This window comes from Paenibacillus forsythiae T98, from assembly GCF_000520735.1.
In the GTDB taxonomy this organism is placed as follows: domain Bacteria; phylum Bacillota; class Bacilli; order Paenibacillales; family Paenibacillaceae; genus Paenibacillus_AQ; species Paenibacillus_AQ forsythiae.
In genome coordinates, this window is sequence record NZ_ASSC01000568.1 from 1 (window position 1) to 7,591 (window position 7,591).

The following is a 7,591-nucleotide window of genomic DNA, read 5'->3' on the forward strand; positions in this document are numbered from 1 at the left end:
TCAAGCTGAAGGTCTTTCTGAATATGGAGGAACAGGCTGCCGCACCAGCCATTACACCGGGTCAGGGTCTGAGCAGGGGGCCAAGCTTCAAGCGGGAGCAGTGCCAGATCGAGATTGCCGATTTTCAGCTGATCCGCGAGCTTCAAGGCGATCTGCCGCTGCTTCCCGAGCCGTATACCGAGATTGCCTATAAGTCAGGCTGCAGCCTGGAAGAGATGTTTCTGCGCCTCAAGTCGCTGCAGGCGGGAGGAGCGCTTAAACGGATTGCAGCCGTTCTGAAGCATAGGGAAGCCGGGTTCTCGGCCAATGGGCTGTTCGTCAGCGTACTTCCCGGGGAGCGTATACCCGAGGCAGGCCCAAGGCTGGCCGCCTATGCGGAAGTCAGCCATTGCTACAAGCGCCGGGCGCATCCGGACTGGCCTTATAATCTGTACGCCATGATTCACGGGCCGGATGAAGCATCCGTCCGGAGGGTTGCGGAGCATTTTGTTCAGCATGAGGGCATCACGGATTACGACATTCTGTTCAGTACGGAAGAATTGAAGAAGACGAGCTTTTCGATCTGAACTATATATTTCTGCGGATGCTGTCCATATAGGACGGCATCCGTTTTCGTGTTGACAGTTCATCTCGCTCTGTTTATATTGAGCTTATTCGTAATTATTACTATTTTGATATAACGGGAGACATCGATATTATGAAACGCGGAGATCTGTACATCATATTGCTGGGACTGCTGATTGCAGCCTCGATTTACGGGATCAAATGGCTCCAAATGGACCACAGCGCCTACCAACCGGGAGAGCTGATGGCCCGGATCACCGTGAACGGGAAGCTGTACAAGAACGTTGCCTTGACCAAGGACGTGCAAATTATCGACATCCGGACGGAGTTTGGCCATAATACGCTCAAGGCCTTCGATTATGGGATTCAGATGATTTATTCGGACGCTCCGAAGCGGATCGCGCTCGATATGGGATTCATCTCCAAGCCCTATCAGCAGATTATCTGTATTCCGACCCGTGTGTACGTGGAAGTGTTCAACCCGCGCAAGCCGCCTTCAGGCGATGAACTCGACGCAGTGATATGACCGGATACCCGGTCTTTTTTTCTTGGGACATATGTCCTTCCCAAAAATTCGGAGAACCCTTTTAATTAGAGTCAGAGCTTACATCAAAAGGGAGGTAAAAGAAATGAGAGGGCTGTTGCTTGCGCTGCTGGGCGGCGCCTTTATTACGCTGCAAGGAGTGGCTAATGCCCGGATCAGTCAAGATGTCGGAACCTGGCAAGCCGCTGCCGTTACCCAGTTCACCGGGTTCATTATGGCTTTGCTGATCCTCCTGTTCGTCCGGGACGGCAGACGGCGGGGGCTTAGGCAGGTCAAGCCTTTATATCTGTTCGGCGGCGCGCTGGCGGCTGTCATTATATTCAGCGAAGTCACGGCCATTCGGAATGCCGGGGTTACCTTCACGATATCCGCAGTGCTGATCGCCCAGCTGTGCCTGACTTTTCTGATTGACTCAAGCGGCTGGGTCGGCGTGGTGAAGCGTAAGATGAAGCTGCCGCAGTTCATCGGACTTGGAATGATGGTCGCCGGTGTAATCATCCTAGAATTTTGATAATATGATTACACCTCATTGTTGAGAGTAACGCTAGTGGGCTGGAGATGAATGCGGATGATGAAAGAAATACAGGACCGCAAGCGGCTGCATTCTTTTTTACAGACTTATCAATTGGAATCCATATTTAATGAGGCATTGCTGCCGCATTTGTCGCTGTACCGGTTCGATCAGGGTGAACTGATCTGTTCCCAGGGAGAGCTTCCCCAGTTTCTGTATGTGCTGGTCAAAGGCAAGATCAAGGTGTATACCACCTCCGCAGAGGGCAAAATCCTGATCATATCCTTCAAGACGCCGATCGAGGTGATCGGGGAAATCGAGTATATCCAGCAGATTCCGCTGATCAATACGGTGGAGGCGGTGTCGCCGGTCTATATGATTGGCGTTCCTTATCGCATGCTTGAAAAATATGGCGCAGACTACCCGCCGCTGCTGAATTTTTTGCTGGGCATTATCACCCGGAAGTTTTACGTGAAGTCCAACTATCTGAGCTTTAATTTGATGCATCCGGTGGAGGTGCGATTGGCCAGCTACCTGCTGTCCGTATCCTATGACGATTCCGGCTCCGAGATTCCGGGGCAGCTTAACAGCTTCAGACTAACCGATGTGGCGAACTTTATTGGAACCAGCTACCGCCATCTCAACCGGATTATCCAAAAGTTATGCGAGGAAGGCCTGATAGAACGCAGGAAAGGGTTCATTCTTGTCAAGGACAAGGAAGGCTTAAGCGCGCTGGCCAACCAGAATATTTATGAATAGGAAGTGTATCGCTTATGATCCAAGGACTGCTGCTCGCGCTCGTCGCAGGTTCGCTGGTCAGTATGCAAAATGTGTTTAACAGCAAGGTCAATGAACATACCGGTTCCTGGGCGACGACGGCTCTGGTGCTGGGGATGGGCTTTGCCGCTTCGCTGACCTTCGGTCTGCTCTTTGAAGGGGGACGGCTGTTCAGCCTGGAAAATATGAAGCCCTGGTACTGGTTCAGCGGAGGAATCGGGGTGGGGGTTGTGATCTGTCTGACTCTGGGGCTGAGGCTACTCGGTCCAACGTATGCCATCTCCATTGTTCTCATCTCACAGCTCGGCTCCGCCCTGGTATGGGACTCATTGGGCTGGCTGGGGCTAAGCAAGGTTCCGTTTACCTTTCAGAAGCTGGTTGGGGTATTGGTCATTATCGGCGGCATTCTCGTGTTCAAGCTAGGCGGCAGGGGTGAGAATGAGGCGGCGACGGCAGAAACAGACAAGACTTCGGAGAGCCGCATCCAGAGTGAAGCGAGAGGTGCCTAGGATGATGGCGTGTATCTGCCGTTGCGCAGATTATTTTTGACAAACTGCATGAGACGGGGCGGCTTGCTGATTACTGCGTCATGCTCAGGTTTAGAATAATGGCGACAGCAACCGGGCGAAGACGTTCTGCATTTTTTGCAGCATGCTTCGCTGTTCGAAATCCGACTGCAGAATCTCCTCGCTCACCTCAAGATCCCGGTAAAAATCTTGTAGCAGGCGGTCAACAACCTTCCCGTCAAAAAAGACCGCATTGATTTCGAATTGGTTGCAAAAGCTCCGTATATCCATATTTGCGCTGCCGGAAAGCGCCAGGTCGTCGGAAATAATCAGTTTGGAATGGATAAACCCTTTCCGGTAGCCATAAACCCGACCTCCTGCCTGCAGCAATTCCTGGACATAGGACAGAGTAGCGCAGTAAACCAGATTTTTGTCAGGAACAGCCGGTATAATCATGCGAACGTCGACTCCTCTTGTGATGGCCGTTTTCAGAGCCAATAATACGCCGGGATCGGGAATGAAATAGGGCGTCTCGATAAAAATCCGCTTCTTCGCTGAAACGACGAGGGAGAAAATAAGTTCCAGAATCGTCTCGTCCGGGCCACTCTTTACGATTTGTACAAGCTCGTTCCCGCGGCTGTCCTGTATCGGATAATAGACGGGATCCGTTATGACCTGTCCTGTAACCAGGTGCCAGTCGCTTAAAAAGGTATATTGGACCCACAGCACCGCATCGCCTTTTATGCTGAAATGAGTGTCCCGCCAGTAGCCGAATTTCGGATCATTCCCCAAGTATTCATCCCCGATATTCAAGCCGCCGAAAAAACCGATGTTGCCGTCCACCACCACGATTTTACGATGATTTCGGTAATTGAGCCGTTTATGGAAGAATGAGGTTAACAGAGGAAAAAAACACTCCGTTTCGACCCCGGCATTCCGCAGTCGTTTCAAATAGGCTTTTCCTAACTGGCGGCTTCCGATCCCGTCATATAGAAATCGTACCTTCACTCCTTCCTGCGCTTTCTGGATCAACAATTGCTCAAACCGGATACCAAGCTGATCGTCGCGGATAATGTAAAATTCCACATGAATATGATGCTTGGAGGCGGCAATCGCATCCAGCATGGCTTCAAACGCTTGCTCTCCTTCTACGAATACCGTCGTTTCATTACAAGCGGTAATGGGGGCAACCGGTATGTTTTTAAGCAATGCGTATAAATTGTCATCCTGGACAATGAACTTCCCGTGCAGGTCTTTCAATACCCGTTGTCTGGATCGAGTCCTGAGGTCGTCCTTTAACCCGTCCCAACGTCCCTTGTCTGTCCGCGAAAGAGCGGGAGGGCAAAGGTATTCTTTCGCTACAAATAAATACAGCAGGAAACCGATGACCGGAAGAATGAACAAAACAATAAGCCAAACCACAGCTTTGCCCGGACGCTGATATTCGATGATGATAACGAATGCGATTTGGATGATGAACAACAAGAGAGCCAAAACGATCCAAAGCAAAGGTTTACCTCCTCAAAAGGTCATGCGTTAAAGGGAATATGTTGAAAAGGAATATATTGAAAAAGACCCGTGCCCGCTTTTTACAGCCAAGCAGAGTCCTTTTCGTTAAAAGCTCTTCTCATGATGAGATTATTTAAGGCTGGCCGAGAAAAACAGCTCATGATATAACAAGCATTTTCGGAATCGGTTGATTATCTGCGAGCTGAATTCATTCTGGCGAAACAACTGGATGTACTCTTCTTCGTTCCGGATATACTCGCCATTGTCATAGAAATTCATGAACCAATTGCTTAGCGGTTTCTTTTGGCACATACAAGGTTCCATAACGATGACGTTTCCGTCCGGTTTTAAAACCCGCTTGAATTCCTTCATATACTCTGTAATTTCGCCCGATGAAATATGGTGCAGCACGGCGATGATGAGTATGTAATCGACAGACTTATCATCAACGGGCACCTTGCCATTTTCGAGCACATGAAATTTGTAATTCGGATAGGATCGTCTTGCGTAGTGAATACGACTCTCGTCCGGGTCGATACCGAGATAATGGAGGGGCTTGAACATCGAGCAATTGGCCCCTGTGCCGGAACCAAAGTCAAGTACAACTTTATCGTTAAATGCAAAACGGGGTTGGATTTGATCGTGAATATATTTTTTGGTAAACCATTTCGGGCGGACGAACCAGTGATAAAGCTGCGGTGAAGAGGAAGTCATCAGAATTAGCCACCATCTTTCGTAGTATTGTTCAATGGCAATAATCTAACCCGCTGAAGCCGGGAAAATTCAACAAAATTCTGCATAATTAAATCCTCAAACGGGCATTTTTAGATTTATGTGTGACCATAGAGAGGAGAAAAGTTCGGAATGAGAGCAGCAAATGGAATGGGTTCAGGTCCCCGAATTGCCGTTATTTTGACAATCGGCTTAACGTTAATCATGTCCCTTGGCGGATGTCATCCGAAATCAGAAACGAACGGTGTTGTGCGGCCCCAATCAGAATTCAAGTCAAAGGCAGTAGGGAATAAGCCAATCGTAGTCATTATTATAGATTCCTTGATGGACAAGCCGCTGCAGGAAGCAATGAAACAAGGCAGGGCACCCGCTCTAAAATACCTTGTTGATCACGGACGCTACACGCCTGAAGTTGTCAGTTCATTCCCGACCATGTCCGTAACGATTGACAGCACTTTGTTGACGGGCGTGTATGCGGATAAGCATCATGTTCCGGGGCTGGTATGGTACAGTGACGGTGAAAGGCGGATGGTTTTTTACGGCAATGGGCCAAAAGAAGCCTTGAAGATCGACCAACTGCAAGTATTGACGGACAGCGTTTATCAAATGAACCAGGTTCAGTTAAGCAAAAGAGTGAAGACTATTCATGAGGAATTGGCCGACGCAGGCAAACACTCGGCTTCGATCAACGCAATTATTTACCGGGGAAGAACACAGCGCGATCTGCGTGTACCCCGAGCGATGGCGAATACCTCACGGCTGCCGGATCATTACAAAATTACCGCTCCGGAGCTGTTCTCGCTTGCCGCATTCGCTCACCTAAATCCGGACAACAGCCTCCATACGGCTTTGTGGGAAAAGTATGGCATGAACGACAAATTCACAGCGCGGGACATTGCTTTTCTAGTAAAGCACGGGAAGCTTCCGGAAGTAACGATCGGGTATTTTCCGGGAAACGATAGCGTACATCACCGGAAAGGCTCGAATGCTCTTAAAGGTATTGAAAGGGCGGACCGGGCGCTGCAGCACGTTCTGGGCGCGTTCGGATCATGGGACGAGGCGGTGAGTAATGCCACCTGGATTATTCTGGGGGACAGCGCTCAAAGTGATGTGCTGGGAGATCGGGACGAATTTAAAGTAGAGCTGCTCCCTCTTCTGAACGGTTACCGAATTGCCAAGCTGGGCAGGCCTGTCGGACAAGATGATCAGGTCGTTGTCGCCGCCAACGAACGGATGGCCTACATTTACGCCATATCGCCCGATCTGAAGCTTTCTGAGCTTGTCAAAAAGCTGCAAGCCGAAGACAAACTCGACATCATAGCGGTAAAGCAGGATCATTCGGTACTGCTTACGGGCGGAGGAAAAGGGAATAACGTGTTGACTTATCGTCCGGGTGGACCTTTCTTAGATGAATACGGGCAAAAGTGGTCGCTGTCGGGCGCTCCTGATCTCGCGGACATTTCGCTTCATGGACATCGGATCAACTACGGACAATACCCGGACGTGCTCGCCCGATTATACGGCGCTCTCCATTCCCATGAAGGACGATTTGTCGTTGTTACGGTGAAACCGGGATACGAACTCGCCGGCGAAAGCTCTCCCGCTCACCGCGGAGGAGGAGCGCACGGTTCGCTGCATGAGGCGGATTCCATTGTCCCCCTTATTGTTACCGGAACGGATTTGCAGCCGAAACACCCGAGAATCGTCGATTTGAAAAACTGGATTCTGCGTGTTGCTGACCGCGATTAGCTGCGAATCTCCGGGTATCCTGGTAAGCTTGTGGGCCGGGTTCCCGATTGGAGGCTTGGGTCCAGCGATACATTTGCCATCCTGAATGTCTGGATAATACGGATCGGATAGGGACAAAGGACTGCTTCGCATGTATCGCATGGTGTCGAAACTCGCGGGTGCTTGGCCAAACGGGCCAACCTGCACTAATCCCGTGTCCTACTTTAGCCGTATTGCGGCTGAAAACGCTCTCTGTTACTTTATCAATAGAATAGTATATTTTACAAATACTTCATCCGATTGATGGTCACACTCCAAAAGCCGGGAGGGATTGCTATTGATCGACAACAAGCCTTCAGGGGGGAATGCCGGAGGCCCGCACGCTTTTTCCACACCTTCCCTTTCGCTTCCGAAGGGGGGCGGAGCGATACGGGGCATTTCCGAGAAATTTGCCGCCAATCCGGTCACCGGCGCCGCTTCGATGACCGTTCCCCTTGCGTTCAGCCCCGGCCGCTCCGGCTTCGGACCCCAGATTTCACTTCAGCATGACTCCGGCCTCGGAAATGGCCCGTTTGGTTTCGGCTGGACTCTTTCCATACCTTCCATCACCAGAAGAACAGACAAAGGACTGCCCCGTTATGAAGACGCCGATGAATCGGACGTCTACTTGCTCTCCGGCTCGGAAGATCTGGTTCCCGTTCTCCGTCCGGACGGCAGCCG

At 50.5% G+C, this 7,591-nt stretch carries 9 protein-coding genes; 7 read left to right on the forward strand and 2 right to left on the reverse strand.

Annotated features, from left to right (window positions below):
- The 5 genes from ahbB to L692_RS0117740 all read left to right on the forward strand — a co-directional run.
- A partial coding sequence (gene ahbB / locus L692_RS32940; protein ID WP_051503527.1) for a siroheme decarboxylase subunit beta occupies positions 1-566 on the forward strand: 566 nt, incomplete at its 5' end.
- Between the two features lie 131 nt (positions 567-697).
- Positions 698-1,090, forward strand: coding sequence for a NusG domain II-containing protein (locus L692_RS0117725; RefSeq protein ID WP_036724298.1), 393 nt, complete (start codon positions 698-700; stop codon positions 1,088-1,090).
- A 103-nt stretch (positions 1,091-1,193) separates the two neighbouring features.
- Complete coding sequence (locus L692_RS0117730; protein ID WP_025701439.1) at positions 1,194-1,619, forward strand: DMT family transporter; 426 nt, start codon at positions 1,194-1,196, stop codon at positions 1,617-1,619.
- A 60-nt stretch (positions 1,620-1,679) separates the two neighbouring features.
- The gene (locus L692_RS0117735; RefSeq protein WP_025701440.1) at positions 1,680-2,378 is read left to right on the forward strand and encodes a Crp/Fnr family transcriptional regulator; all 699 of its coding nucleotides are present in this window, start codon (positions 1,680-1,682) and stop codon (positions 2,376-2,378) included.
- 14 nt (positions 2,379-2,392) lie between these two features.
- Entirely contained in the window at positions 2,393-2,905 is a 513-nt protein-coding gene (locus tag L692_RS0117740) for a DMT family transporter (RefSeq protein WP_025701441.1), read from the forward strand.
- 90 nt (positions 2,906-2,995) lie between these two features.
- Here the strand turns inward: L692_RS0117740 and cls are convergent, their stop codons facing one another.
- A complete protein-coding gene (gene cls, locus L692_RS0117745; RefSeq protein ID WP_025701442.1) occupies positions 2,996-4,411 on the reverse strand; it encodes a cardiolipin synthase in 1,416 nt (471 codons plus the stop codon).
- A gap of 129 nt (positions 4,412-4,540) precedes the next feature.
- The gene (locus tag L692_RS0117750) at positions 4,541-5,125 is read right to left on the reverse strand and encodes a class I SAM-dependent methyltransferase (protein WP_051503528.1); all 585 of its coding nucleotides are present in this window, start codon (positions 5,123-5,125) and stop codon (positions 4,541-4,543) included.
- A gap of 150 nt (positions 5,126-5,275) precedes the next feature.
- Here L692_RS0117750 and L692_RS0117755 point away from each other — a divergent pair, with 150 nt between their 5' ends.
- Both L692_RS0117755 and L692_RS32945 read left to right on the forward strand, forming a co-directional pair.
- Entirely contained in the window at positions 5,276-6,892 is a 1,617-nt protein-coding gene (locus L692_RS0117755; protein ID WP_232238818.1) for an alkaline phosphatase family protein, read from the forward strand.
- A 316-nt stretch (positions 6,893-7,208) separates the two neighbouring features.
- The coding region (locus L692_RS32945) for a SpvB/TcaC N-terminal domain-containing protein (protein ID WP_036724301.1) at positions 7,209-7,591 on the forward strand (383 nt) is incomplete at its 3' end.

Excerpts from the sequence above, each read along its gene's own strand:
- L692_RS0117725 (WP_036724298.1), top strand. The coding sequence starts at position 698 with ATGAAACGCGGAGATCTGTACATCATATTGCTGGGACTGCTGATTGCA.
- L692_RS0117735 (WP_025701440.1), top strand. The coding sequence starts at position 1,680 with ATGAAAGAAATACAGGACCGCAAGCGGCTGCATTCTTTTTTACAGACT.
- L692_RS0117730 (WP_025701439.1), top strand. The coding sequence starts at position 1,194 with ATGAGAGGGCTGTTGCTTGCGCTGCTGGGCGGCGCCTTTATTACGCTG.
- L692_RS0117755 (WP_232238818.1), top strand. The coding sequence starts at position 5,276 with ATGAGAGCAGCAAATGGAATGGGTTCAGGTCCCCGAATTGCCGTTATT.
- L692_RS0117740 (WP_025701441.1), top strand. The coding sequence starts at position 2,393 with ATGATCCAAGGACTGCTGCTCGCGCTCGTCGCAGGTTCGCTGGTCAGT.
- L692_RS0117750 (WP_051503528.1), bottom strand. The coding sequence starts at position 5,125 with ATGACTTCCTCTTCACCGCAGCTTTATCACTGGTTCGTCCGCCCGAAA.